We start from the raw sequence: 24537 nt of genomic DNA on the forward strand, positions 1-24537 counted from the left end.
TTCTATGCATTTCCATTTTTCTAAAATGCACGGTTTGGGCAACGACTTTATGGTCGTAGACTGTATTACCCAAAACGTCTTCTTCTCTCCGGAATTGATCCGCCGTCTGGCGGATCGCCATACGGGAGTCGGCTTTGACCAACTGTTGGTGGTTGAAGCGCCTTACGATCCAGAATCGGATTTCCATTACCGCATTTTCAATGCCGATGGCAGCGAAGTGGAGCAGTGTGGCAATGGTGCGCGCTGTTTTGCCCGTTTTGTACGCATGAAAGGGTTAACCAACAAGTACACCATCCATGTCAGTACCAAGAAAGGCAAAATGGTACTCAATGTGGAAGAGGAAGATCTGATCACCGTGAACATGGGTGTGCCGGAGTTTGAGCCGAACAAGATCCCATTTCGCGCCAAACAGAGCGAAAAAACCTATATTCTGCGTGTCGGTGAACACACCTTGTTTTGTGGCGCGGTGAGTATGGGCAACCCACATGTAGTAACTGTGGTGGACGATATCCGCACTGCTGCGGTAGAAACCTTAGGGCCGCTTTTGGAATCGCACGAGCGTTTCCCTGAGCGCGTCAACGCCGGTTTTATGCAGGTCGTGAGCCGTGATGAGATCAATTTGCGCGTGTATGAACGTGGTGCGGGCGAAACTCAAGCTTGTGGCAGTGGCGCGTGCGCCGCGGTTGCGGTAGGCATTTTGCAAGGTTTACTGGATGAGCAAGTTCGTGTCCACCTTCCCGGTGGTGAACTGGAAATCCACTGGCAAGGCCCCGGCAAACCGTTGTATATGACAGGCCCGGCTACTCATATCTACGATGGCCAAATCTCTTGCTAATTGAGGTTCAATTTTGTCTCAGGTAACGGCGGATGCTCTGACTGCCCAAATGGTGGCAGAGTATCTTTATGAACATCCCGATTTTTTTCAGCATCATCCTCATCTGGTCGAACGTTTAGCCTTACCGACCCAAACGGGGGCGGTATCGCTCGCTCATGTGCAGTTAGCGCGTCAGCGCCAGCGGATAGACTCTCTCGAAGAGGAGATCACCGCCTTGATGTCACTCGCGGCAAATAACGATCGTACTTTCCATGAGTTTATGGATCTGCAAGAGCAGATTCTAAAATGCTCGTCGCTGCAAGCGGTGTTACACGCGATTGAAGCCAAAGCGCGTGAACTCAATCTGCGTGCTTACGTGCGCCTGCTGCAGCGCCATGATGAAAAATACGGTTTAGCCAGTGAGGATTGGCAGCGCTTTGCGACCAATCATTTTAATGGCAAATCGGCTTATTTAGGTCGCTTACGCCAAGCGGATCGGCAACGTCTGTTGGGGGATAGGCCCGCGCCAGAAATGGGTTCGTATGTGGTGTTACCTTTGCAGCGCCAAGCGCCGCTGGGGATTTTGGCCTTCGCCAGTGAAGATGGCGGCCACTTTCAGCCGAGTATGGATACCTTGTTTTTGCGCCATCTGGCGTTAGTCTTAGCTCATCTGATCGAGACATTACCTTGGCAGTCACACGATGAAGAACGACGAACTCACCCCGCTTCCTGATGCGTTGGCTCAACCGCTGGAGCGTTTTTACGCCTACCTGCATACGGAAAAAGGGTTGAGCCTGTATACCCAGCGCAACTATAAGCAGCAGTTGGAAACCATGACCCAGTACTTAGTACAGGTTGGGCTCACCCATTGGACACAGCTTGATTCGGCGTGGGTGCGCCAATTGGTGATGCAGGGGAAAAGGCAGGGGATGAAAGCCAGCAGTATCGCGACGCGTTTGTCTTCATTGCGCAGTTTCCTAGATTTTCTGATTTTACGTGGCGAGCTTCAGGCTAACCCTGCGAAAGGCGTCTCTGCGCCGCGCAAGCAGCGTACCTTGCCGAAAAATCTCGATGTCGATGAAATGGCGCAGTTACTGGAAGTGACCGATGATGATCCGCTTTCGATTCGCGATCGGGCGATCATGGAGCTGATGTACGGCGCGGGTTTGCGTTTGGCTGAGCTAGTTTCGATTGATGTCAAAGACGTTAATCTAAGCGAAGGTGAGATCCGCGTCATCGGTAAAGGCAACAAAGAGCGCAAGGTGTGGTTTGCTGGACAGGCACAAGAGTGGGTCGGTAAATGGCTCAAATTGCGCAGTCAATTGGCGGATAGCGCAGAAACGGCGCTGTTTGTTTCCAAACTCGGTACCCGTATTTCACACCGTAGTGTGCAAAAACGCATGGCCGAATGGGGCCAAAAACAGGCGGTTGCCAGTCATATCAGCCCACATAAATTGCGCCATTCGTTTGCCACCCATATGCTGGAATCGAGCAATAACCTGCGTGCAGTGCAGGAGCTGCTTGGGCACGAGAACATTGCGACAACGCAAATCTATACCCACCTCGATTTTCAACATCTGGCTCAGGTGTATGACCAAGCGCATCCTCGGGCGCGCAAAAAGAATAAGGATGACTAACCATGCTGTTTTACCGCCCATTGGCTTCGATTCAAGCACTGACGTTTGATTTGGACGATACCCTTTACGATAACCGTCCGGTGATCAAACAGGTCGAGGAAAAAGTCACTGAGTGGTTGTTAAGTGAGCATCCCATTACGGCGACGCGTCCTTTGGCTTGGTGGCTGGCGATGAAGCGGGATATGGCGCGCCGCTTTCCGGATCAGTGCCATGATGTGAGCCAATGGCGTTATTTACAGGTGCAGCATGGTTTACTGGAATTAGGCTATGCGCAGCCAGAGGCGGAGCAAGCGGCGAGCGAGACGCTTGAGCAAGTGATGCGCTGGCGTAATCAAGTCGATGTGCCTGCCGAAACGCATCGGGTGTTGGCTCAGTTAGCGGCTAAAGTGCCGCTGATTGCGATCACCAATGGCAATGTCCAGATAGAAAAAATTGGTTTAAGTGGCTATTTCCAAACGGTATTGCGCGCAGGGCCAGACGGCCGTGCCAAACCGTATCCCGATCTCTTTGCACAAGCAGCACAACAGCTTCAGCTTGAGCCCCGTTCAATCTTGCATGTCGGGGATCATTTACAAACCGATGTGCTAGGGGCGCGGCAAAATGGTTTTCAAGCCTGCTGGTTTAACGATCAAGGGCAGAGTATTCGTCGGCTCGCCAAAGCGAGCGTATTACCCGACGTGGAGATCGAGCTTCTATCGGAATTACTTTTGCTAGTTAACTAGATGCATAATATCGGGTCACAAAAATCACATTGTATGGTTATTGAGTATAGTCTTCGGTAACGATTGCATTGCATAATGCCTAAACATTTTATTGTCTTATCAGATATTTATGTTTACGGTCTCGCGTATCATCCCTGATTTAGCATCGGCCAATCATGTACTCGATGCGATTGAGCTTCCTCATGGACAATCCATCTTAGTGCAAATTTTCTCTCCTTTGAGCCGTGAACAGGTTTTGCAGCTTGCGCGGATTATCCGTTGCCACTATCCACAAGCTTGCCTGCTGGGGTGCAGTACCGAAGAGGTGATTTTCCAAGGGGAAGTACACCATCAGGTGACGTTGCTGCAAATCACCGTGTTTGAGCAAACTTATCTTAGCCGTGCCGTTGTGGATTACAGTGACGATGAGGCTGCCGACGCGGAGCGTTTAGCTCGCCAGCTCGAGCTCAATAGCACGTCTCGAGCGGTGGTCTGTTTTTCTTGGCAGATGGATACCTTGCAAGCCGCACGATTTGCCTTACGCGACATGCAGGGATCGCCAGTGCCCGTCGCCGGAGGAGCCGCCAAACAAACTCCCAGTGGTCGCTGGGTTTTGCTCGATGAGGCTTGTTACCAGAACGCCAGTGTGGCCATTGCGCTGCATGGCGAAGCGCTTTATGTCGAGACTGGTGGTTACACGGAGTGGCAGCCTGTTGGGCGCACCTATCGGGTCACTGCTGTAGAGGGGGATCGGGTCTTACGTTTGGATGATGAGCCGATAGAGGCGATTTATCAGCGCAATTTGGGCGCGCAAGCTGACTTACCCCATGACTGGCTGATCAGTTTTCCACTGATGAAAGGGGAATGCCGCCACCAAGATCTTTATCTGCCGCTCGGGCTGGCGGAGGAAGGCGGGCTGAGGTTTAACCGCCCACTGGCGCTGCAAGATGAAGTGCGCTTTTGTTTTGATCACCCGAGTTTAACTCTAGAGCGGGTCTATCTCACCGCTCAGCAGCTGCAAGCTAAGCAGTGTCAACAAGTATGGGTGTTTAACTGTGCGCTGCGTTTAAACTTCATGCATGAGAATCACGAGTTACAACCGCTCCAGGCGGTGGCGCCGACCGATGGTTGTTACTGCTGGGGAGAACTGCTGTATGAGCATGGTCAGCAGCAAGTGATGCACCATAGCATGACGTTTCTTGCCTTACGTGAAGGGGAAGTGCGTGACGATTTTGTCCCGATCCCTTTGCCGAGTTATCCGGAAGGGATGACGTCCCCTCTGTTTAATTTGATCCGCCATGCGTTTCACGATTTGGATGCCATGACGGACAATTTGGCACAGCAGATCCGCGCTCAAACCTCATTACTGACGGCGAGTTACCGGCGTGACCGACGTACCGGCTTACCCAATCGAGTGGTGTTACGTGAGCGATTGGCGAACTTCGCGGCCAATGAGCACCTAATCGCCCTGAAAGTGACTAATTTCAATCAGATCAATGAGAAGTATGGTTATCCGGTAGGCGATAAGCTGCTTCGCGATTTGAGTGAACAATTTCAGGTCTTTTTGGATCAGAAACTGGCGGGGCAGAGCGGTTTGTATGCGATTGGAGTCGGCGAGTGGGCAACGGTTTTTCGCGCCAAGCTGGACGGGAAAAGCATTCATAGCCATTTCTATCAGTTTGTGGAGCAGTTGGAGCACGTCAACTTCGAGCCCTACGGTTTGCCGAATGTGGATTATTTGTCGATCTCGTTGTGCGCTGGGTTAGTCAGTCAGGGTGATTTTGCAGAGCACTCGCCAGATGAGCTATTACTGCGTGCCATAGAAGCGCGACGCAACGCGTTTAGTAATAATCGTCACTTTTGTAATGCGGCGCGATTAAAAGTGCAAGAAAGCGTTCGTCAGGAACGGCTGAATTGGTTATCGCGCGTCAGTCGAGCGGTAGTGCGTGATGATGTGGTGGTCTATGCGCAGCCGATTTGTCAGGCGCGCAGTCACATTGTGGCCTCTTACGAATGTTTAGTGCGGATTGAAGATGAAGGGGAAATTATCCTCCCTAGTCACTTTCTTCCTATCATCACTGATACCCATCTTTACACTCGTTTGAGCCGGCAGATGATAACGCATACCTTCAATATGATGCGTCATCGCCCAGAAGCTTTTTCGATCAATCTTTCACCGCAAGATTTGATGAGCGAGCGCACCTTGCAGCATTTGGAAGCGGCAATAAAATCGGTGGCCGATCCTGCCCGTGTCGGGCTCGAAGTGTTGGAGAGCGAACAAATCAAAGATTACGGGCGGATGATTGAAGTGTGTAACCATTTCCGCACGCTGGGCGCGACCATCATTGTCGATGATTTTGGCAGTGGTTATTCCAATATTGATGAGATAGTGAAGCTTGAACCGCAGGTGATTAAGCTCGATGGCAGCTTGATCCGCAATATTGATCAGGATGTGAAGCAGCGCCGGATTGCCGAGCAGCTCGTGAAATTGTGTCAGGTACTGAATGCGAAAACCGTGGCGGAGTTTGTCCATAACCAGACGGTTTGTCGCATCAGTGAAGATATGGGGGTGGATTATTTACAAGGCTATTTCTTGGGTCGACCTTCACGCTTGAGTTAACGCAAGATAGATGCGTCATCCCATCTTGATATTTACCGTTCAATCCAACGATGACCGCTTTTGTCGGCTTTAAAAGCGTTCATCGAATAGTGATAAAACTGCTCCAAGGCCTCAGCTGAAGCCTCGGCGTTGAAATGGCGCAGTAGCATTAATCCCACCTCAAGGGTGCAGAGATTGCCCGGCTGTTGATTGCGCCTGAGCCGATACGCCGACACGTGATCGGTGGTAAGGTGAACTCTCGGAACATCGCCTAGCCAAGGGCTTTTACGCTCCATTTTGCGCGCTTCCTGCCAAGTGGCATCGAGCACAATAAAATGCGCGATCTCATCTTCGCGTAGCGAGCGGAGTGCATCGGTTAATTCCACGCTCTCTTCGGATGGGTAAACCAGAAACGAGCGAACGTTGGGTTGGGTGAGGCGCGCTTGTAACTCAGTATTAGCCGCGACTCGGCTCCATGTATAGGCTTGGCACTCGGCCATGGATTTCGCCAGCCAGCGCCCAGTATTGGTTTCGCGCTGCCACTCATTATCGTGAGTGAGCAGCGAGAGTTGAAACGGCGCGCGGAAGCTAGGGACGGCGGAGCAGAGGCATTGAAATTTAAGCCCGCAGTCCGGACACGCCGCATTCATAGTTTAATGCCTGACTGTCTTGGCGAGAGGCCATCGGCAAACAGCACCACTTGGCTGATTTGCTCGGCGTTGGCTTCAGGGGCCACACTTGGGTTCGTCGGGTAGCTGATGCCGTTGTATTGTAGACGGTGTATAGCGGGCTTCGCGCCGCCGCCACTGACATTGAACAGTAAGTCTTGCCAGCCATGATGGGTCTGTTTGCCTAAACGGATCGGGTTTTGTACGAGAGTGATGCGGCTATTGAAACGCCACTGCTGATTGTGTTGATCGAAGATCAGCAAAGTACAGCCGCCAGTGCCACACCAGTCTAGTTGCACCAGTAGTTCGGGTTGTTCATCACCATTGAGATCGTACTTCAACCAGCGATATTGAGTATTGTCTGGCGACGTTTGGTGCAGGTTAAAATAGCGGCGAATCGCCTGATCAACATCCTCTTCATAGTCAGCGCGTCCTGCGATTTGCTGAGCATGAATGGCCGCTTGTCCTACGGCAGGGGGCGCAGCGCTTTCATTCAACTCGACCAGAGAGCGAAACAGCACTAAACCTCCATCGGCGATGTTATAAACCGATTGACCAACCTTCTCTTGTGTCGCTGTTAGCTGATAACCCTCACGAGTGAAAATGCGCTCGGAGAGCAAGTACTGCTGCTGGTGGCGAGTCATCACCACTTGGATCTGATTGGGGTTGAGCTGCTGCCAGTAGCCTTGCTCCACGACAGCCGGTTCGCCATTAGCATACTCATAGCGAGTCTGCGCGGTGTGATCTTTTTCCAAGGTTAAGTTGACACTAAAGCCCGTCTGTTCGGTCGAGCTGGCAAAGTAGACGCCGCTCCATTCAAGGGTAGGATCAAGATTAGCTAAGGTCGCACAGCCTTGGTATTGGCCGCCTTTTAGGGTGAGTTTAGAGCGCCATTGGTAAAGGTTATCGCTCATACCATCGCGACATTGCCCTTGTTCTAACAGCAGTTCACCACCATCAAATTGGTAGCGTCGTTTATCTTGGCTCAGTTGACTGCGTGTGATCGAAAATTGTTGCTTTTCACCGCCCATAGGTTGGAATTGCAGCCCGCCATCCACAAAACGCATTGACCAAAAAGGCTCATTACCAAACGCACGGGTTGGGCTAAGAGGCTGCTCACAGCCGCGGCTTTCATTGCTCAGTTGATTGATGCTCTGCACCTCAATTCGCGCCACATAATCACCGTTAAACCCCGTTTGGCTTGGTGGTGTGAGTGTGCCGACAAGCTCACCATACAGAGGTTGGTAAGGACTACGATTCAGCGCCATCGCTTCATTCAGTTGCTCTGGCGAGAGATTAAGCCAGTATTGCTGATGGCTGCCACACGGCGTAAAGCGTCGCACCTCATGGCCCACGACCACCTCTCCACGCAGCATAAAGCTTTGTGGTTGAATGGTTTCCGGTTTATCGAGGGTCGCTGGAATAATTGGAGTGGAGTCAGGATCTACACTGACGGAGGTGGTGTTGGTGCACGCTTGCAACAGCATAGCGAGCGACATGGCGCAGAAGGGCAAAGCTCTCATTGATCAATTCCTTTGGCTCGAGATGGAATGGGGATGTTTGGTCGCAAAAATTATCGCACAAACTTAAAGACAAGCTAAACCGTCACAGGGTTCAATTGACAGAGTGCAGACAAAGGAGCGTATTGTTTGAGAGCGGTTTCGCCATTTTGCGCGGTGAGTGGCTAAGGAACGGTGCAGAAAATAGCCAACGGCAGCGTTAGGCTGCCGTTGAGTGGTGCTCAGGTGATGCGCATTTATGGCTTAACCTGAGCGCAATAGGCACCGAGTGAGACGTGGGTGGGATTAAAACAGATGCTGATGCAGGTAATGCGCTACCGCATCATCGGCGTTACTGCCGATCACTTCATTATCCGGCAGGGCGTTAAACACTTTTTCATGGGCTGTGCCCATGACTAAGCCTTTTCCGGCCATTGAGAGCATTTCGACATCATTCATGCCGTCCCCAAACGCGATACAGTTTTCAAGGCTAAGGTGAAGAGATTCGGCCACAGCTTGCAGCGCATCGCCTTTTGATACGCCCGCACACATGACTTCTAGGCACCAAGGTGTTGAAAAAGCCACGTTGAGTTTATCGCCAAAGCGCTGATTCAGTAAGGTTTCGTACTGCACCAAATGTTCGTGATCTTGGTCTTCTTGAGTGAAGAAAATTTTCGCGATGCCATCGGTTGGGGCGTTATTAACATCAAAGACGCGATAGGTAAAACCAGAGTCTTCATGGAAGTCGCGCAGGATCTCATCTTCTTTATTGAGCATCCATTCGTCATTACGGTACAGATGCACGAACAACTGCTCATCGTGTTTAACGACATCGATGATGGCTTGCACCAAATCTTGCGGTACATTTTTGCTGTACATCAGTTGGTCATTTTGGTCATGCACTCGCGCACCGTTTGAGGTGATCATATACGCAGGAATTCCCGCGATTTCACGAATCCCCGCGACATCAATGTGGTGACGGCCTGTCGCGAAAATAAAGGTAAATCCTTTATCGTGCAGCTGTTTCAAAGTCTGTTTCGAAAATTCGCTCAACTGATGGTTCGGGGCGAGTAAGGTGCCGTCGAGATCCGACGCCACGATTTTATACGGATGTTTGTGTGCTGAAGTGGTCATAAAACTCTCTGTTTCTCGGTTGGCCGGATGAGCCGTCACCCTTAGGTTGCTTAGTGTAGTGGAATTAAATGCGGAAAAAGAGGGTAAACCTCTCTTTGCGCTTTTCCTCAATTTTTATGGTCGATGGTGCTGTCTGTTATGGTCGATAGTACTGTCGGCGAAAAAACGCAAAATATGGTCTAACGTCTGATTTCGGTAGGCATCTTGTTCAAAAAGCAGTTCATGTCTGGCACCTGCTATGCGGCATAAAGCGGCACGTTTTTGGGTGCGAGACAGCTTTTTGAAGAGCCGGTTTTGCGCCCGATTACACACAATCGCTTCTTCGCCAGCTTGTAAGATCAGCATGGGGATTTTGATTTGTCGGGTTAACTGCAAACACTGTTTGGTCGCCATTAAGCTTTGCCAAATCCAGCGGTGACTCGGCCCACCAATTTGCAGTTCAGGATGCGCGTCATACAGTTCACGAAACAACTGATAGCGGGTTTCACTGTGTGTGAGCAGGTTGAGATGAAAGGGTTTAGCGTGATAAGAGCCATAACCCGGCGCATAACTGGGTTTGGCGGTAACGGCGGCCATAATTTGAGTGATGAGCAAAGCCCATGGCCTTAAATACCAAGGCATATTCACGCCAAACATCGGAGCGCTCAGGGCCATTGCGCTAAAGGGGTGCGCTGGAGTGGTCTGGATATAGCGCGTAGCAATCGCGCCACCCATAGAATGGGCTAATAAAAAGCGCTCTTGGTAGTGACCGAGATCGAAATGCTCGACCAAGGCTTTTAAGTCAGTCACGTAATCTTGAAACTCATGTACATGGCCAATTTGTCTATCTTCAGTCAGACGTTCTGACCGTCCTTGACCACGGTGGTCATAGGTATAAACATCAAAACCTTGGCGGAATAGGTCATAACACAGCTCTTGATATTTCCACGCAGACTCAATCCTGCCATTCACAATCATTACGGCTTTTTGATGCTCAGGATGCTTGAGACTACACCAATAAATGTGCGTTTTATCAAAACTGCGATAGGTTCCTTCGCTTCGAGTGTGCCACACTTGAGCTATCTCAAAGTTGAGAGCTTGCTCCAAACTCGACTCTTGCGTATAAGGATAAAGATTTTTTTCAGGGTTCATAAGTTGGCAATGGGGCTGTGCGCATCAGTGTTTGACCTCATTGGGCTAGCATAAGTCAGGAATGAGGAATTGCAATGGATATCCATGTTTGGCTTGCCTATCTACTGACCGCGGTGGTGTTTAGTCTGGCGCCCGGTTCAGGCACGGTCAACTCGATCAGCAATGGTTTAAGTTATGGTACACGCCACTCATTAGGGGCGATTATCGGCCTACAAATCGGTCTTGCTTGCCATATAGTGTTGGTCGGCATCGGAATTGGCGCTTTGGTGGCACAATCTGCATTGGCGTTCACTCTGATCAAATGGATTGGCGCAGCTTATTTAGTATGGCTGGGTATTCAGAAATGGCGAGATAGAGCCCCCTTAACGGCTACCACAGCTTCTCATGAACTCTCACAAGCCGCCCTGCTGCGTAAAGCAGTATTGATTAACCTGACCAATCCCAAATCAATCGTTTTCTTAGTGGCATTATTCCCGCAATTTATTGATCCCGCTAGAGATCATTGGCCACAGTTCTTGGTTCTTGGTGTCACAACCGTTACTATTGATGCGATTGTCATGTTCGGATACACGGCGCTGGCTGCGCAGCTAGGCCGCTATATTCGTTCACCCAACATAATGACCAGAATGAATAAACTGTTTGGTTCGATGTTTATGGGCTGCGGAATGCTATTGGCCACCGCCAAAGCGTAAGCAACCTTTTGAGGAAACCATGTACACGACTTATGTAGCACGCCAACCGATATTGAATGCAAAGCGACACACGTTAGGTTATGAGCTGCTGTTTCGAGATGGAGAAAAAAACGCGTTCCCTGAGTACATGGATGCCGATCGTGCGACTTATCGCTTGATTGTCGAAAACTTTTTATCCCTTGGTACCAATCCGAGAATTGCCCGCTCACGCTGTTTTATCAACTTTCCGCATAAAAGCTTAATTAGGCGCTTGCCGCTGACTCTGCCGCGTGAGCAGATCGTGGTAGAAATTTTGGAAACTTGCCAACCGACTGATGATCTTTTTGAGGCGGTACAAGAGCTGAGTCAGCGAGGTTATCTGCTCGCGTTAGATGATTTTGTTTATTCACCGGCTTGGGAGCGCTTTTTACCTTACGTACAGATAGTCAAAATCGACATCATGGCGATGGGCTTGGATAGCGCGTGTGATTTTGTGCGCGAGCGCTTGGCTAAAGGCAGCCGCCGCCGATTTCTGGCAGAACGCGTCGAAACCGAAGATGAGTTTCATCAAGCTCGTCATGCGGGTTTTACTTTCTTTCAAGGCTATTTTTTCAGTAAGCCAGAAATCATAAAACAGCGCTACATCAGCCCAGAGCATGTGATTGCCATGCAGCTGTTTCGCGAAGTCTGCCAGCCTGAAGTCGATTATGTGCGAGTGGAGCGCTTGGTCGCGCAAGACATTGCGCTCTCCTACAAGCTGCTGCGTTTCGTCAATACCATGTCGGATCGGATTTCGGTCTCCATCTCCTCATTTCGCCAAGCCTTGGTTTATCTTGGACAGGACAAGCTGCGCATTTTTGTCTCTTTGGCGGTCGCTTCTTATATCTCCGCCAAAAAGCCCAAGGAGCTTTACAACTTATCATTACAAAGAGCGCAGTTTTGCCAGTTGATGGCGACGCATCCGCATTTTAAAGCGCATCGTGAGCAAGCGTTTCTGATTGGTATGTTTTCTGTGCTGGATGCCTTGCTCGATACCTCAATTGAGCAATTGGTCGAGCAACTGCCGCTGGCTGATGACGTTAAGTTGGCACTGCGTGAGCGTGAAGGGCCACTGGGCACTCTGCTCGATCTTGAAGAGTGTTTTGAAAAAGCCGATTGGCAAGGTGTGGAGCAACACTGCCTAGAACTGGGTTTTGATCTGGAGGATGTACGCCAAGAATTGATTGAAGCCCAGCGTTGGAGCCAGGACATCAATCGATTAATTTAGTGATAAGTTAATGCACCTTTTCGACTTGACGCGGCAGCGATGTTGGCTGCAACGGCAAGTGGTTTGGGTAGAGATGGTCGGCCAGCCCGACTCTGAGGGTGTAGGATGATAAAGGCTGACCGACCAAATAGATTAACCTTCCTGCACCTTATATTTAGTGAGCGTGTCGGAGTGGTAAGTTATTTCAGCCAAGCGTTAAGCATCCACACCAATTTCTCTTGCTCGCGGATGTAATCACTCATCAGCGCTGACGTCCCTTCATCCCCGGTTTCGCCGGCAAGCTCAAGAATGTCTCGTTGTTGGTGGAGCAGAATGCTAAAGCCATCCACCAATCCCTGCATGCTGCTGCGACCATCAATTGAGTCGGTATGCTCTTTGATTTGCGCCGCTTTGAGGTAACCGCTAAAGCTGTGCATGGGCCGAGCGCTCAGCGTTAAAATACGCTCTGCCAGTTCATCGATTTTTAGCTGTAAGTCAGTATAAATCTCTTCGAACTTAGCGTGCAGTTCGAAAAATTCCTTACCTTGAATATTCCAGTGGTAACCGCGAGTATTCATATAGAACACTTGATAGTTGGCCAGCAAGTTGTTGAGCGCATTTGCCAGTTTTTGACTTTGTGTGGTATCAAGACCAATCAAATTCGTTGCCATTTTTACACCTCTCAGTTTTTTATTTCCCCTATCGGGATGAACAAAGAATAGTGTAGTTCAGACATGGAAGAAATTTGGATTATCTGATTTTTCTGATAGGCATAGACTATTAATCCATTATAAAGAGTATGGTTTAATCGTCTTAATGGCTGTTCTCACGAATCAGGCTTTAACGCTTCAAAGCAAAGTGCAAAAAGCGTTGTCCTTGGTAAGTTAGTACGCCTTTGTCTCCCGGATTGAGTGCATGATAGTAATGAATGCCAACCTGAAACTCGCGTTTTGGCCCTAAACGTCCTTTTTGTACGTAAATCCAAAACTCTTGGTCATCTTGACCGGGAAGAGGGTGAGGAATGTCGATCGCTTGCTTATCCAGTATGGTCACTTCGGCACTACGCTGTGGAGCATTTTCTCCTTGCATGTGGCGGCGGTAGAAGTGGCTAAAAAACCAAACGGCCGCAATAATCAATAACGCTAAACTGATCAATAAAGTGAAGGGCATAACAGCCTCCTATTCTGAATACGCCGCTATTTTAGCGAATGGCGTATTTTTCCAAGCAGTTTGTGGTGAGAAAGAGATGTGCGGCAGTAATCAAAGGGATTTTTTCGGCTTATCTCACACTTTATCAGCCATTGAACGGCTAACAATTGGATAATGTGACTCTGGCTGCTAGAAAATAAAGAGAGAAGGCGCAGGAGGGCGGAAATGTCAGAAATTGAGCAAGTTGTTCTACGAACGCGCAAACTCGAAACCTTATTGCGCGAACAATACCATGCAGAAGGCAAGGGATTGCATCAATTGATTACCAGTTGTGAAGAACGTTTACCCCATGACGTGATTAAAAAGCTGCGTTATGTGGCGACGATTCGCAACAAAGTGGTGCATGAAGATGATTATCGCTTAGATGATCGCAAAGCTTTTCTCGCGGTATGCCAAGAGTGCGAAGATGGGCTCACGCCAAGAAGTGGGAAGTTTGTGTGGCGAATTGCTTTTATGCTGATGATGTTGATGACCTTAGGAGCCCTATTTTTCTATTACTGGCATTGGGAAGAGTTATCTCAACATTTTCAGTAATCGAACATTGAACTAATAAAAAAGGACGCGATGCGTCCTTTTTTATTTTAAAAACATTGACTTAGTACATCATGGGCAGTGTCATTAAACCAATGATTACTGCGATCATAACAAGTCCTTGTTTTTGAGATGAAGAAATCATAACACTGCTCCTTTGGTTGATTACTCATTCTGTAAAAAAAGAATAGATCATTTACCCAGCTTGATCAATAGATCGTTGGCTAAAGTTTAAAAAAACACAGTTCTTTTGCTTGTAAGGTGATTTTTAACGTAAGAAAAGTCACACTTTTACGCTGTTTTAATCATAAGCTAAATGCTGATTTTTAATTCAACATTGTGTTTATTTTATTGATTTTATGGTGTTTTTTATTGTTTGTTGGTAGGTTGCTATTTGTTCTGGTTGTGGTTATTACGGTTTGTTTGGGATCGATTGTCAGGTTTTAGTAAATTACCACTTTATGAGAATTATTTTCTTGTTGTTGAGATTGGTTATCAATTGAGTTGTGTTTTTATCCTGTCTCTGGTTTTATATCTTTTAAAATGGTAGTTATTTTTCATTTATCTGTTTTGTTGGTTATTTTTAATTTTTTGATTATTTTGTTGTTGTTTTTATTGGGTTTTTTGTTTTTATTTTTCAGTTTTGTTTTGGTTAATTTTTCGTTTTTTTATTTTGTTTTGATTGGGTTTTGTTTGTTTGGTGTTGATTTGTTATCTTGATTTGGTTGGTGGCAAGTTTTCTTGTTTTGTAATTTTATTGAGTAATTACTATTTTATATAGCAGCTCAAGTAAGGATTCGCTAGCAAGATCCAACTTTTTACTTTCATAACTGGACATCAAAAGTCAGTTCCCTACACTGGCGGCAGTTTGAGTTAGGGGTATGAGCATGTTGAGCTGGATTTCTGTCGTGTTGTCGGGGTTTATCAGCATTTCTGCTTATAAAAATCAGAAGCTTAAGCAAGCGATATTCTTTCGAATCTTCAGCCTCCTGTTACTGACAATTATTGTGTGGGAGCAACACAGTCATGCCACGCCAGAGGTGATTTTCATCTCTCTTGGCTTGACGGTGTCGATGTTTGCGCATGGACTGCGGCTAAATCATCGCTACCACAAAGCCAGCTTTGTGCTGTTTTTAGTCGCGCAACTGCTGTTTAGTAAAGCATTCTGGGTGCAATTGTCGGGGAGTATGGTGTGGTGGTTGCCCGCATTACTGGTGGCGGCAGGCATAGTGGCGTTTTTTTTGTTACTGCCACAAATTGATACCTTAATCTTCCCTGTCACCATTATGGGGTTGATGTTAGTACAGATGACGTGGGCTGCGGGTGAACTGTGGCTACAAGAGGCCACCGTGGCTTCTGGCGCTGGTTTCTTAGGATGTCTGGTTTATATCCTCTCGGCCACGTTATTAGCCATCCACGATTATCGGCGTCCACTTCCTTGGGGGCACACTCTTATCTCCAGCTCCTACTTGATTGCCCAAGCCTTGATCTCAGCGTCGATCGTGTTTTAGTCATATTCACGGTCTGTGATGTAAAAAAACCGCCTCGCGGCGGTTTTTTTACATCATGTATTTACGGCGAATATCCAACAGGGCAAAAATGCCAAAGATCAGAATTGACCACTTTTCCCAGCGCTTCAGTGGTACTTTATCGCCAAACGCACCAATGAAAATCAACATCTGCAAACCATGCATGAAGAGCAAAAATGCTGTCATGATGTAGAGTGCGATGGCGGCATTACCCGGAAAAGGCATCACGATGTTGAACAGCAAAACCAGCCATACAAAACCAATCGCCGCTTTCGCTAACCAGAGTAGTGCTTTCATTGTTCTTCCCTTATAAACAGCCGATAACAGACTTGTCCGGCACTCTTTTCTCGATGTAGATGCCAATGAGGAGGCAACTCCGTCAGTGGCAGCTCTTTTTCGCACTCAATATAAATCATCGCTTGTGGCGCGAGCCAACCGTTTTGCTCGAGTAACTGAGTGGTTTCCTGTAACAAACCTTGTCGAAAAGGTGGGTCAATAAACACCACGTCATAAGGTTTACCCGATTGTCGCAGAAAGGCGAGTGCATCCGTGTGAATAAGCTCAATATTTTCTGCTTTCAGGCTCTGTACATTAGTTTTGAGTTGCTGAAAGGCGAGCGGGTTCAGCTCAAGCATGGTTACTTGGTTGGCTTGGCGTGATGCACACTCGAAGCCTAGCCCGCCAGAACCGGCAAAAAGATCGAGACAGCGAGCATTTGGCACTTCTTGAGCAAGCCAGTTAAACAGCGTTTCTTTCACTCGATCGGTCGTCGGGCGCAGTCCTTCGGCATCATGCACGGGCAATTTTCGGCCGCGCCACAGACCGCTGATAATCCGAACGTGCCCTGTAGGGGCCTTTTTTTGTGATGGGTTTGGCTGGCGACGTCTTTGCATAGATTTTTTGACCGCTAATTAAGTGTTACTATACCTCGCTTGTCAGCCATTTGGCGTGACAACCCGAGTTAACATAAAAAACTGGGCAAAGTGTACCAAGCGAAGCAAAAAGTTTTCACTGCTTTGTCATTTTTTCTTTTCGGGGCCGCAATAATGGCCAAGAAAAGTCTGTATTAAAATAAAGCGATTCAGGATAGCTCCAGATGACGGAAAAAAAGAAGCGTGGCTTGTTGTCATGGCTTGGATTTGGTGACGAAGAGAAAAGCCAAACCACTGCAACGGATACTCAAACGCAGGATGAACCACAAAGCCAAGCCGATGTTGAAGCGGTGGCGATTCAAGCGGAAACTGCGTTAACAGAAACAGAAACAGAAACAGAAACAGAAACAGAAACAGAAAAAGAAACAGAAACTGCCACGGTTGAACCTGCACGTATTGTTGAACAAGAAAAACCGACCGAAAGTTTCTTTGCGCGCTTAAAGCGCAGTTTGAGCCGCACCAAAGCGAATATTGGCGCAGGCTTCTTTGGCCTGTTTAAAGGCAAAAAGATTGATGATGACCTGTTCGAAGAGCTCGAAGAACAACTGCTGATTGCCGATGTCGGCATGGATACGACCAGCAAAATTATCGCTAATTTGACCGCGAAAGCTTCTCGCCAGCAACTGCGTGATGGGGAAGCGCTGTACGGTCTGCTGAAAGAAGAGATGGCCGAGATTCTCTCTCAGGTCGAGCAGCCATTGGTTATCGACACTGAGAAGAAGCCTTATGTGATCTTGATGGTGGGCGTGAATGGGGTGGGTAAAACCACCACGATCGGTAAGCTTGCCAAACAGTTCCAAGCACAAGGTAAGAAAGTGATGCTGGCTGCGGGCGATACCTTCCGTGCTGCAGCGGTTGAGCAGTTGCAAGTGTGGGGAGAGCGCAATCAAGTGCCTGTCATCGCTCAGCATACTGGCGCCGACAGCGCCTCCGTCATTTATGATGCGATTGAAGCGGCGAAAGCGCGCGGGATTGACGTGGTGATTGCGGATACTGCAGGCCGTCTGCAAAACAAAAGTAACCTGATGGAAGAGCTGCGCAAGATTGTGCGCGTGATGAAGAAGATTGATGACAGCGCGCCACATGAAATCATGTTGACGCTGGATGCGGGTACCGGACAAAACGCGATCAGTCAGGCCAAATTGTTTAGTGATGTAGCACCCATCACGGGCATTACCTTAACTAAGCTTGATGGCACCGCTAAAGGTGGGGTGATTTTCGCGATTGCCGATCAATTCCAGATCCCAATCCGTTATATCGGTGTCGGCGAGAAAATTGACGACTTACGTCCATTTGCAACACAAGAGTTTATCGACGCGCTATTTAGCCGCGAAGAATAAACCAATCTCAGTTGGCACAGTGTGCCAGCCTTGTCAGGGGGAGACGGCGTGATCAGGTTTCAGCAAGTCAGTAAAGCGTATCGAGGTGGACGACAAGCGCTACAGAAAGTGGATTTCCACTTGCGGCGTGGTGAGATGGCCTTTTTGGGCGGCCATTCTGGGGCAGGGAAAAGTACCCTACTTAAGCTGATTTGTGCGATTGAGCGTCCAACCGATGGCAAAATCAGTTTTAATGGACATGATATTACTCGGATCCCAAACAAGGATATTCCCTTTTTACGCCGTAATATTGGGATTGTGTTTCAAGACCATCGCCTTTTGATGGATCGCAGCATCTATGACAATGTCGCGTTACCGATGCGCATTGAATCGATCTCGGAAAATGAAATTAAACGTCGTGTTTCGGCGGCGCTCGATAAAACGGGATTGCTCGATAAAGCCCGCTGCTTACCAAGCCAGCTCTCTGGTGGGGAACAGCAGCGAGTCGGGATTGCTCGCGCGGTGGTGAATCGCCCAACGCTACTACTGGCTGATGAGCCGACAGGCAACCTTGATCCTGAGCTTTCCAGCCGAGTACTGCGTCTGTTTGAAGAGTTCAATCGCGCTGGGGTCACAATACTGCTGGCGACGCACGATATTCATTTGGTGAATTCGCGTCCGCAATATCGTCATCTAGAACTCAATCAGGGTTTTTTAAGTGAGGTAGCGGATTATGGCCGTTAAGCCGGGCAATCAAAAAATCAGCAAAACTACCAAAAGTACCAAAAGCAAACCGCGTGATGTGAAGCGAGCCAAAACCGACAGTTTTCTCGCCATTCATTTCAAACAGGCGAAAGCATCGTTTGCCGCCTTGTGGCGACGTCCACTGGGCAATATTTTGACTTTGGCCGTGATTTCCATGGCGTTGGCGCTACCAGCCAGTTTGTACTTGCTGAGTAAAAATATCGCCTCAGTGGCTGAGCGAGTCGCCGAACCTTCTCAGCTCAGTGTTTATCTGCACATCGATACTCCAGAACCTCGGATTATCGTTTTGAAAGATGATTTGGAGCGGCGTGATGAAATTGCCAAAGTGAAATACATCTCACCGCAGCAAGGTTTGGATGATTTAAGCCAGTATGCAGGCTTTGAGCAAGCCATCAGCCTACTCGATAACGCCACCTTGCCCGCGGTATTAGTGGTGACGCCCAAAGTGGACAGTCGAGAGCAGATTCAAACGCTTGCCAAAGCCCTACAAGCAGAAGAGGGGGTGAGCGATGTGCGTATGGATGAAGATTGGTTTGCCCGTTTAGATGCGATTCGCCATTTGGCGACTATCGTGGTGATCAGCTTATCCAGCTTGATGTTGATGTCGGTTTTTTTGATTGTGGGCAATACGCTACGTTTTAACGTACAAGCCAACAAAGAAGAGATCCAAACCATGAAACTCATCGGTGCGACCGATGCGTATATTCTGCGTCCTTATCTCTATTCAGGGATGTGGTTTGGTTTACTCGGTGCTGTGGCTGCTTGGCTATTAACGGCCTTGATGACGATTTTACTCAATGGTGCGGTGGAAGCGCTCGCTCAATTGTATGACAGCCGTTTCCGTTTGATTGGCCTTGGCTGGGATGAATCATTACTGCTTTTGATGCTCGGCGTGTTTTTAGGCTGCGTGGCGGCGAAAGTGTCGGCGAAACGCCATCTAAAAGAAATTGAACCTGTTTAAGTGATGGTGGTCATAAATGGGTGGCTGATTCAAGGTTGAGGCAGAGCTTGACTTGAGTTGCCCTTTTGTTTATGCATAATGACCAGTCAAACTTGAAACCTGTTCATTTTAGGTTCAAGCTTGTTGCGGTAAAACAGCGTATCCAGATCAGAGAATGATGAGGAATTGAATGACTAACCAAGCGTATCCAATGGCTCTTGTTTCCCAAGACAGCTTAGATAGCTACATCCGTTCAGTAAACGGTTACCCGATGCTGAGTGCTGATGAAGAGCGCGAGCTGGCAGAGCGATTACATTACAAAGGGGATATCGATGCTGCGAAAGACTTGATCTTGTCGCACCTACGATTTGTTGTTCACGTTGCTCGTGGTTATTCCGGTTATGGCTTGCCAATGGCGGACTTAGTGCAAGAGGGCAATATCGGTCTGATGAAAGCGGTCAAACGCTTTAACCCTGAGATGGGGGTAAGACTGGTGTCGTTTGCGGTGCACTGGATTAAAGCCGAAATTCATGAATATGTGCTACGTAACTGGCGTATTGTGAAAATCGCCACCACCAAAGCACAACGCAAACTGTTCTTTAATCTGCGTAAATCGAAAAAACGCCTTGGCTGGTTTAATAACAGCGAAGTGGAAACGGTAGCGCGCGAGCTGGGTGTTGAGCCTGCTGAAGTGCGTGAAATGGAATCTCGTCTGGCAGCCCAAGATGCTGCGTTTGAGATGTCCGCCGAGGATGACGAAAACGGCATGGCCTATACTGCGCCTGTGCTGTACCTCGAAGATAAGCACTCTGACTTAGCTGATAACCTAGAAGCCGAAAACTGGGAAGTGCATACCACACAGCGCCTCAGCATGGCGCTGGCGAGTCTTGATGAGCGTAGCCAACACATTGTGCGTGCTCGTTGGTTGGATGATGACAACAAAACCACACTGCAAGATTTGGCGGAAATGTATGGTGTTTCTGCGGAGCGTATTCGTCAGCTTGAGAAAAACGCCATGCGTAAGCTGAAAGAAGCGGTGGGCGAGTTCTGATTTCACATTGCGTAACAGCTTGATAAGAAAAGGTCTGGTTAATACCAGACCTTTTTTGTCTCTATCTATATACCCTTCCTACTTGAAGCTGCGGCGGTGTTGGCTACGTTCGTTCACCCCAATCACATAGTGTATCTATGCTCATGGGGTGAACTCACTTGCCGCCTACCTGCAACTCCAAGTAGTTTGGGTATAAAACACTCTAGCGTATTAAAACAGTCGGTTAAGACCATTTAAGGCTGCAACACGGAAGGCTTCGGCCATCGTCGGGTAGTTAAAGGTGGTGTTTACGAAATACTCAATGGTATTGGCTTCCCCTTTTTGTTCCATGATCGCTTGGCCGATATGAATGATTTCTGCGGCACGCTCACCAAAGCAGTGAATACCTAAAATCTCTTTGGTTTCGCGATGGAACAGGATTTTTAAGCTGCCAATATCTTTGCCCGCAATTTGCGCGCGCGCCAAATGTTTGAAAGAAGCGCGTCCCACTTCATAAGGTACTTTAGCCGCCGTCAGCTCTTGCTCGGTACGGCCCACGGAGCTGATCTCTGGGATGGTGTAGATACCGGTTGGGATGTCTTCCGTCAGTAAGTTAGCCGCTTGACCATGAATAATGGCTTGCGCGACAAACCGACCTTGATCATAAGCGGCGCTGGCAAGGCTTGGGTAACCAATGACATCACCCACCGCATAGATGTGTTCCACTTGAGTCTGGTAATTGGCGTTGACGACTAACTGGCCTCGCGAATCGGCTTGTAAGCCAACCGACTCTAAATTGAGCTTATCAGTATTACCGGTGCGCCCGTTGGCGTACAACAAGCAATCGGCACGCATTTTTTTACCCGATTTGAGATGGACGATCACCCCATCGCTGGTGCCTTCAATTTTGTCGTAGGTTTCATCATTGCGGATCACCACACCACTGTTCCAAAAGTGGTAAGAGAGCGCATCAGAGACTTCATTATCCAGAAACGACAGTAAACGATCACGGGTGTTGATCAGATCCGTCTTGACATCCAAGCCGCGGAAGATAGAGGCGTATTCACAACCAATCACCCCTGCGCCGTAAATAATGATATGGCGAGGATCATGTTCGAGGTTCAGAATCGAGTCGCTGTCATAAATACGCGGGTGACCAAAATCGACATCTTTCGGATGATAAGGGCGTGAGCCGGTGGCGATAACAAATTTATCGGCACTGTAGGTGTCGATGCTGCCATCGGCTTTTTTGACCGCTACGGTGTGCGCATCAATAAAGTGCGCAGCGCCAAAAATCAGCGTGCATTGATTGCGATCGTAAAAGCCTTGGCGCAGGCGTGTTTGTTTATCAATCACGCTTTTGGCGTGACTTAAAATGGTCGAAAACGTAGCGTGAATGCTGGAGTTGTTTTTGCAAAACAGCGGGTTGCTATTGAACTCAATAATGCGGCTTACCGCGTGACGTAGGGCTTTCGATGGGATGGTGCCCCAGTGAGTACAACCTCCGCCGACACTGCTCTCTTTTTCTATGATAGCGACATTTTTTCCCCCTTTGGTCAGCCCCATGGCTGCCCCTTCTCCGCCCGGACCGCTACCGATCACAATGACGTCAAAGTGGTTTTTCTGTCCCATAGTGAATCCTTGTTATATTTGCTTAACATTGCTGTTGCGAGATTTTAACGCATTCCCTGACCTGGAAACATGCTGCAAGGTGCAGAGAGTGGGGGGGATCACGCCTTCATTGCAAAACAGGTACTCAACCTTGCTTGATTCCAATCGCTTTTGATTACATTGAGTTAGCATCAGCACCATTATTATCTGGCATCCGGTTGCGAAAATGGCTGCTGTCTCATACTGACGAGCTTTGTTGCTTAGACAAGCCAACCAATCAGGTTATAGTATGAACCACATTTTTCGACTTAGCTGAGAACTGATTGGAATGAAATCGTTGGGAATCCGAGCACAACAAAAAGAAAAGACGCGCCGCTCTTTAATTGATGCCGCGTTTAGCCAACTGAGCGCTGACCGAAGTTTCTCTAACCTGAGTCTACGTGAAGTCGCCCGAGAAGCGGGCATTGCACCGACCTCGTTTTATCGTCACTTCAAAGACATGGATGAACTGGGCTTAACCATGGTGGATGAAGGTGGTCTGTTATTGCGTCAGTTGATGCGTCAAGCTCGCCAGCGCATCGTCAAAGAAGGCAGTGTGATCCGCACTTCAGTGGAAACCTTTATGGAGTTCATTGAGAGCAGCCCTAACGTATTTCGTTTGTTGTTGCGTGAACGTTCTGGCACTTCCTGTGAGTTTCGAGCGGCAGTAGTGCGTGAAATTCAACATTTCGCCGCTGAGCTCACCGAATATCTGGTTGCCACAGGGATGACGCGGGAGGAGGCGATGACTCAAGCAGAAGCTTCCGTCACCTTGGTCTTTAGCTCAGGCGCAGAAGCGCTCGATTTGGATCGCCGTGAACGCGATGAACTGGCCGAGCGTTTGATCATGCAACTGCGCATGTTGGCCAAAGGGGCACATTGGTATCGTAAAGAGCGTGAACGTCATCGCCTGAAAGGCGCGTTGGAATAAGTGCAATATCCAAAATAAAAGAGGAAAAAGGAAAGAGAGATGTCGAGAGAAAACAATGTTCAGTCCACTCGCGCAGAGCGTAAAACATTAATACTGGCGCTGGTCGCGGGAATGTGCAGTGATGCTTTGCTGTCATGGCTCACCATGAGTTCAGTGCCATTTTCTCTGTTTGCTTTGATAGCTTTAGTACTCTCAGCTCAGATGCTTTATCAAGAGTATTTGGCTCATCCGGTGGCGGAAGAGGTGCCATTAGTCGGTCTGGCTTGTTTCTTCGTCGGGGCCTTTGGTCACTCAGCTTTTATCAAAGCCCAGTACCCGCAAGAAGGGTCAAACTTTTTCTCCATCGTCATGGTGCTGATCCTGATCTTTTGGATTGGGCGTAAGCTCGGTTACATCGGTAAGCCACGCTAAACAAAAAACGAGCCCTCTGGCTCGTTTTTTATACGGTTACTTTTTGCGCTCTAACATCACGCCCGCTTCCATGTGGTGGGTGTAAGGAAATTGGTCGAAGAGGGCAAAGCGTACCACTTGATGGGTTTCACCCAGTATTTGCAGGTTGTCTTGCAGCGTTTCTGGGTTACAAGAGATGTACAGTATGCGCTCATAACCTTGCACCATCTTACAGGTGTCGATATCCATGCCTGAGCGTGGTGGGTCGACAAAAATGGTGTTGCAGCGGTAGCTTTGTAAATCGACACCGGCATCTTTCAAACGGTTGAATTCGCGCTTACCTTCCATGGCTTGAGTAAACTCTTCGGCCGACATGCGGATGATCTGCACGTTGTCTATTTGGTTGGCGGCAATATTAAATTGCGCGGCTTCTACAGACGGTTTGGCAAGTTCGGTTGCCAATACGCGATCGAAGTTTTGGGCTAGGGCCAGTGAGAAGTTGCCGTTTCCGCAATACAGTTCAAGCAAATCACCCTTGCTCTCTTGAGTGCAATCGACCGCCCACTCCAACATTTTTTCGGCGACCTTCGCGTTAGGTTGGGTAAAACTGTTTTCGACTTGCTTATATACATAAGGCTGGCCGTTGACCTGTAATTTCTCCACCACGTAATCACGATCCAGCACTACTTTCATTTTGCGAGCACGGCCGATTAAGTTCAGGTTGAACCCTTCATCGTTTAGGCGCTGTTTGAGTGCTTGCGCCGCAGTGATCCATTCTTCGCTGAGCTGTCGATGGTACAGCAGTGAAACCAAAATCTCGCCACTGAGGGTTGAGAGGAAATCAACCTGAAACAGTTTATGGCGCAGAATAGGGCTGCCTTTCATGGCATCCATCAGCAGAGGCATCAAATCGTTAATCAGGCGGCTCGCCGCTGGAAATTGATCCACGCGGTACTTTTCGCGCGTCTCTTGATTAAACATGATGTAGTACATGTCATCGCCTTCATGCCAAATCCGAAATTCAGCACGCATACGATAGTTCGCCACCGGTGACTCAAACACTTCCAGCTCAGGCATGGAGTAATCAACAAACATCGCTTTTAAACGGGCGATTTTGTCTGCCAATTGAGCTTGGTAGAGTTCAGGGTTTACATCAAGAGTCGCCATTGGGGTACCTTTTTATGGGCTATTTCAGAAAGAGCGCAGATTTT

The 24537-nt window shown here is 48.5% G+C and carries 25 protein-coding genes; 15 read left to right on the plus strand and 10 right to left on the minus strand.

The features are described from left to right. Positions 1–4 precede the first annotated feature (4 nt). From dapF to cdpA, 5 genes are all read left to right on the plus strand, one after another. A complete protein-coding gene (dapF, locus tag CEQ48_RS19345) occupies positions 5–835 on the plus strand; it encodes a diaminopimelate epimerase (RefSeq protein ID WP_000545404.1) in 831 nt (276 codons plus the stop codon). 13 nt (positions 836–848) lie between these two features. Further along, on the plus strand, positions 849–1547 hold the full coding sequence (locus CEQ48_RS19350; protein WP_089072307.1) for a DUF484 family protein: 699 nt from the start codon (positions 849–851) through the stop codon (positions 1545–1547). Further along, positions 1516–2451 (plus strand): tyrosine recombinase XerC, encoded by a 936-nt coding sequence (gene xerC, locus CEQ48_RS19355; protein WP_000786729.1) that lies wholly within the window; start codon positions 1516–1518, stop codon positions 2449–2451. The genes CEQ48_RS19350 and xerC overlap by 32 nt, the downstream gene beginning before the upstream one ends. 2 nt (positions 2452–2453) lie before the next feature. After that, positions 2454–3173 (plus strand): 5-amino-6-(5-phospho-D-ribitylamino)uracil phosphatase YigB, encoded by a 720-nt coding sequence (gene yigB / locus CEQ48_RS19360; protein ID WP_089072308.1) that lies wholly within the window; start codon positions 2454–2456, stop codon positions 3171–3173. Between the two features lie 109 nt (positions 3174–3282). After that, positions 3283–5772: a cyclic di-GMP phosphodiesterase CdpA gene (gene cdpA / locus CEQ48_RS19365; protein WP_089072309.1), complete on the plus strand. Its 2490-nt coding sequence runs from the start codon at positions 3283–3285 to the stop codon at positions 5770–5772. A gap of 32 nt (positions 5773–5804) precedes the next feature. Here cdpA and CEQ48_RS19370 read toward each other — a convergent pair whose 3' ends face one another. From CEQ48_RS19370 to CEQ48_RS19390, 4 genes are all read right to left on the minus strand, one after another. Beyond that, complete coding sequence (locus tag CEQ48_RS19370) at positions 5805–6401, minus strand: tRNA-uridine aminocarboxypropyltransferase (RefSeq protein ID WP_089072310.1); 597 nt, start codon at positions 6399–6401, stop codon at positions 5805–5807. Beyond that, entirely contained in the window at positions 6398–7942 is a 1545-nt protein-coding gene (locus CEQ48_RS19375; protein ID WP_089072311.1) for a COG3650 family protein, read from the minus strand. Before CEQ48_RS19375 ends, CEQ48_RS19370 begins: the two co-directional genes overlap by 4 nt. A 282-nt stretch (positions 7943–8224) precedes the next feature. Then, entirely contained in the window at positions 8225–9052 is an 828-nt protein-coding gene (locus tag CEQ48_RS19385; RefSeq protein WP_000213461.1) for a Cof-type HAD-IIB family hydrolase, read from the minus strand. A gap of 114 nt (positions 9053–9166) precedes the next feature. Beyond that, positions 9167–10183 (minus strand): alpha/beta fold hydrolase, encoded by a 1017-nt coding sequence (locus tag CEQ48_RS19390; RefSeq protein WP_089072312.1) that lies wholly within the window; start codon positions 10181–10183, stop codon positions 9167–9169. Between the two features lie 74 nt (positions 10184–10257). Here CEQ48_RS19390 and rhtB point away from each other — a divergent pair, with 74 nt between their 5' ends. Both rhtB and CEQ48_RS19400 read left to right on the plus strand, forming a co-directional pair. Continuing rightward, complete coding sequence (gene rhtB / locus CEQ48_RS19395; protein ID WP_089072313.1) at positions 10258–10875, plus strand: homoserine/homoserine lactone efflux protein; 618 nt, start codon at positions 10258–10260, stop codon at positions 10873–10875. Between the two features lie 19 nt (positions 10876–10894). Then, positions 10895–12121 carry an EAL and HDOD domain-containing protein gene (locus CEQ48_RS19400; protein WP_089072314.1) on the plus strand — a complete coding sequence of 409 codons (1227 nt, stop codon included), beginning with the start codon at positions 10895–10897 and terminating at the stop codon, positions 12119–12121. Between the two features lie 179 nt (positions 12122–12300). Here the strand turns inward: CEQ48_RS19400 and CEQ48_RS19405 are convergent, their stop codons facing one another. Together CEQ48_RS19405 and CEQ48_RS19410 are read right to left on the minus strand one after the other, a co-directional pair. Beyond that, positions 12301–12771 carry a Dps family protein gene (locus CEQ48_RS19405; RefSeq protein WP_000224703.1) on the minus strand — a complete coding sequence of 157 codons (471 nt, stop codon included), beginning with the start codon at positions 12769–12771 and terminating at the stop codon, positions 12301–12303. Positions 12772–12940: 169 nt separating this feature from the next. Then, a complete protein-coding gene (locus CEQ48_RS19410) occupies positions 12941–13270 on the minus strand; it encodes a DUF2500 domain-containing protein (RefSeq protein WP_001117042.1) in 330 nt (109 codons plus the stop codon). A gap of 204 nt (positions 13271–13474) precedes the next feature. Here CEQ48_RS19410 and CEQ48_RS19415 point away from each other — a divergent pair, with 204 nt between their 5' ends. Further along, positions 13475–13843: a DUF4145 domain-containing protein gene (locus CEQ48_RS19415; RefSeq protein ID WP_089072315.1), complete on the plus strand. Its 369-nt coding sequence runs from the start codon at positions 13475–13477 to the stop codon at positions 13841–13843. 878 nt (positions 13844–14721) lie between these two features. After that, complete coding sequence (locus CEQ48_RS19430; RefSeq protein ID WP_089072316.1) at positions 14722–15351, plus strand: lysoplasmalogenase; 630 nt, start codon at positions 14722–14724, stop codon at positions 15349–15351. Positions 15352–15399: 48 nt separating this feature from the next. Here CEQ48_RS19430 and CEQ48_RS19435 read toward each other — a convergent pair whose 3' ends face one another. Both CEQ48_RS19435 and rsmD read right to left on the minus strand, forming a co-directional pair. Next, complete coding sequence (locus CEQ48_RS19435) at positions 15400–15666, minus strand: DUF1145 domain-containing protein (protein ID WP_000645840.1); 267 nt, start codon at positions 15664–15666, stop codon at positions 15400–15402. Further along, positions 15663–16262 carry a 16S rRNA (guanine(966)-N(2))-methyltransferase RsmD gene (gene rsmD, locus CEQ48_RS19440; RefSeq protein ID WP_089072317.1) on the minus strand — a complete coding sequence of 200 codons (600 nt, stop codon included), beginning with the start codon at positions 16260–16262 and terminating at the stop codon, positions 15663–15665. The genes CEQ48_RS19435 and rsmD overlap by 4 nt, the downstream gene beginning before the upstream one ends. A gap of 203 nt (positions 16263–16465) precedes the next feature. On the opposite strand from rsmD, the gene ftsY reads away from it, so the two are divergent. The 4 genes from ftsY (at position 16466) to rpoH (ending at position 20376) form a co-directional block, all read left to right on the plus strand. Then, complete coding sequence (ftsY, locus tag CEQ48_RS19445; protein ID WP_089072318.1) at positions 16466–17641, plus strand: signal recognition particle-docking protein FtsY; 1176 nt, start codon at positions 16466–16468, stop codon at positions 17639–17641. A gap of 48 nt (positions 17642–17689) precedes the next feature. Further along, positions 17690–18364: a cell division ATP-binding protein FtsE gene (gene ftsE / locus CEQ48_RS19450; protein WP_000617864.1), complete on the plus strand. Its 675-nt coding sequence runs from the start codon at positions 17690–17692 to the stop codon at positions 18362–18364. After that, positions 18354–19346 (plus strand): permease-like cell division protein FtsX, encoded by a 993-nt coding sequence (gene ftsX, locus CEQ48_RS19455; protein ID WP_089072319.1) that lies wholly within the window; start codon positions 18354–18356, stop codon positions 19344–19346. Before ftsE ends, ftsX begins: the two co-directional genes overlap by 11 nt. A gap of 169 nt (positions 19347–19515) precedes the next feature. After that, the gene (rpoH, locus tag CEQ48_RS19460) at positions 19516–20376 is read left to right on the plus strand and encodes an RNA polymerase sigma factor RpoH (protein WP_089072320.1); all 861 of its coding nucleotides are present in this window, start codon (positions 19516–19518) and stop codon (positions 20374–20376) included. Between the two features lie 210 nt (positions 20377–20586). Here rpoH and sthA read toward each other — a convergent pair whose 3' ends face one another. Further along, complete coding sequence (gene sthA, locus CEQ48_RS19465) at positions 20587–21987, minus strand: Si-specific NAD(P)(+) transhydrogenase (protein ID WP_089072321.1); 1401 nt, start codon at positions 21985–21987, stop codon at positions 20587–20589. Positions 21988–22294: 307 nt separating this feature from the next. Between sthA and fabR the strand changes: the two genes are divergently transcribed. Both fabR and CEQ48_RS19475 read left to right on the plus strand, forming a co-directional pair. Continuing rightward, positions 22295–22936, plus strand: coding sequence for an HTH-type transcriptional repressor FabR (gene fabR / locus CEQ48_RS19470; RefSeq protein WP_000838364.1), 642 nt, complete (start codon positions 22295–22297; stop codon positions 22934–22936). A gap of 39 nt (positions 22937–22975) precedes the next feature. Then, entirely contained in the window at positions 22976–23347 is a 372-nt protein-coding gene (locus tag CEQ48_RS19475) for a YijD family membrane protein (protein WP_089072322.1), read from the plus strand. A gap of 36 nt (positions 23348–23383) precedes the next feature. Here the strand turns inward: CEQ48_RS19475 and trmA are convergent, their stop codons facing one another. Further along, complete coding sequence (gene trmA, locus CEQ48_RS19480) at positions 23384–24493, minus strand: tRNA (uridine(54)-C5)-methyltransferase TrmA (RefSeq protein ID WP_089072323.1); 1110 nt, start codon at positions 24491–24493, stop codon at positions 23384–23386. Positions 24494–24537: the final 44 nt, after the last annotated feature.

Source organism: Vibrio tarriae, from assembly GCF_002216685.1.
Lineage (GTDB): Bacteria > Pseudomonadota > Gammaproteobacteria > Enterobacterales > Vibrionaceae > Vibrio > Vibrio tarriae.

Bases quoted from the DNA above. Each gene is read 5' to 3' on its own strand.
- CEQ48_RS19475 (WP_089072322.1), top strand. From the start codon at position 22,976: ATGTCGAGAGAAAACAATGTTCAGTCCACTCGCGCAGAGCGTAAAACA.
- xerC (WP_000786729.1), top strand. From the start codon at position 1,516: ATGAAGAACGACGAACTCACCCCGCTTCCTGATGCGTTGGCTCAACCG.
- CEQ48_RS19430 (WP_089072316.1), top strand. From the start codon at position 14,722: ATGAGCATGTTGAGCTGGATTTCTGTCGTGTTGTCGGGGTTTATCAGC.
- cdpA (WP_089072309.1), top strand. From the start codon at position 3,283: ATGTTTACGGTCTCGCGTATCATCCCTGATTTAGCATCGGCCAATCAT.
- CEQ48_RS19400 (WP_089072314.1), top strand. From the start codon at position 10,895: ATGTACACGACTTATGTAGCACGCCAACCGATATTGAATGCAAAGCGA.
- rpoH (WP_089072320.1), top strand. From the start codon at position 19,516: ATGACTAACCAAGCGTATCCAATGGCTCTTGTTTCCCAAGACAGCTTA.
- CEQ48_RS19375 (WP_089072311.1), bottom strand. From the start codon at position 7,942: ATGAGAGCTTTGCCCTTCTGCGCCATGTCGCTCGCTATGCTGTTGCAA.
- CEQ48_RS19390 (WP_089072312.1), bottom strand. From the start codon at position 10,183: ATGAACCCTGAAAAAAATCTTTATCCTTATACGCAAGAGTCGAGTTTG.
- yigB (WP_089072308.1), top strand. From the start codon at position 2,454: ATGCTGTTTTACCGCCCATTGGCTTCGATTCAAGCACTGACGTTTGAT.
- CEQ48_RS19410 (WP_001117042.1), bottom strand. From the start codon at position 13,270: ATGCCCTTCACTTTATTGATCAGTTTAGCGTTATTGATTATTGCGGCC.
- fabR (WP_000838364.1), top strand. From the start codon at position 22,295: ATGAAATCGTTGGGAATCCGAGCACAACAAAAAGAAAAGACGCGCCGC.
- ftsY (WP_089072318.1), top strand. From the start codon at position 16,466: ATGACGGAAAAAAAGAAGCGTGGCTTGTTGTCATGGCTTGGATTTGGT.
- trmA (WP_089072323.1), bottom strand. From the start codon at position 24,493: ATGGCGACTCTTGATGTAAACCCTGAACTCTACCAAGCTCAATTGGCA.
- rhtB (WP_089072313.1), top strand. From the start codon at position 10,258: ATGGATATCCATGTTTGGCTTGCCTATCTACTGACCGCGGTGGTGTTT.
- CEQ48_RS19370 (WP_089072310.1), bottom strand. From the start codon at position 6,401: ATGAATGCGGCGTGTCCGGACTGCGGGCTTAAATTTCAATGCCTCTGC.
- sthA (WP_089072321.1), bottom strand. From the start codon at position 21,987: ATGGGACAGAAAAACCACTTTGACGTCATTGTGATCGGTAGCGGTCCG.
- rsmD (WP_089072317.1), bottom strand. From the start codon at position 16,262: ATGCAAAGACGTCGCCAGCCAAACCCATCACAAAAAAAGGCCCCTACA.
- dapF (WP_000545404.1), top strand. From the start codon at position 5: ATGCATTTCCATTTTTCTAAAATGCACGGTTTGGGCAACGACTTTATG.
- CEQ48_RS19415 (WP_089072315.1), top strand. From the start codon at position 13,475: ATGTCAGAAATTGAGCAAGTTGTTCTACGAACGCGCAAACTCGAAACC.
- CEQ48_RS19405 (WP_000224703.1), bottom strand. From the start codon at position 12,771: ATGGCAACGAATTTGATTGGTCTTGATACCACACAAAGTCAAAAACTG.
- ftsX (WP_089072319.1), top strand. From the start codon at position 18,354: ATGGCCGTTAAGCCGGGCAATCAAAAAATCAGCAAAACTACCAAAAGT.
- CEQ48_RS19385 (WP_000213461.1), bottom strand. From the start codon at position 9,052: ATGACCACTTCAGCACACAAACATCCGTATAAAATCGTGGCGTCGGAT.
- CEQ48_RS19435 (WP_000645840.1), bottom strand. From the start codon at position 15,666: ATGAAAGCACTACTCTGGTTAGCGAAAGCGGCGATTGGTTTTGTATGG.